Source organism: Brevibacillus borstelensis, assembly GCF_037834415.1.
Classification (GTDB): domain Bacteria; phylum Bacillota; class Bacilli; order Brevibacillales; family Brevibacillaceae; genus Brevibacillus; species Brevibacillus borstelensis_A.
The window spans coordinates 1-434 of record NZ_JAUMSJ010000123.1; the positions used below are offsets into that span (position 1 = coordinate 1).

General features: G+C 49.3%; 1 protein-coding gene. It reads left to right on the forward strand.

Annotated elements, in window-relative coordinates; all coding sequences use genetic code 11:
- Positions 1 to 310: 310 nt before the first annotated feature.
- On the forward strand, positions 311 to 434 hold a 124-nt coding region (locus tag Q3F21_RS27575; RefSeq protein WP_425341314.1), incomplete at its 3' end, for an IS3 family transposase.

Sequence of the window (434 nt, forward strand, 5' to 3'; positions counted from 1 at the left end):
GTAAACAGGACGGCAGTCAAGCGTTTCCCGGTAGTGGGCAGCTAAAACCGGAAGACAAGTCCATGCGTGATCTTCAGAAGCGGATTCGTGATCTGGAAGAGGAGAACGAAATCTTAAAAAAGACGATGCACTACTTCGCAAAAGACCGGCGCTGATCTATAAATTCATCCACGATCACCGCTTCAAGCACCGTGTCGCGAAGATGTGCGCCGTATTTGGAATCTCCCGAAGCGGTTACTATGATTAGACCCGGCGGAAAGAAAGCGGTCGAAGCAAGCGTCATGAGCGGCTTAAAAAGCAGATTCGGCGCATCTTTCTTGACCATAGGCGTCTTTATGGAAGCAAGAAAATCCGGGAAGTCCTGAAGAAACAAGGCGTTCAGGTAGCCGAGAAAACCGTTGCTCGAATCATGAAGGAGCTCGACTTGAAATCCT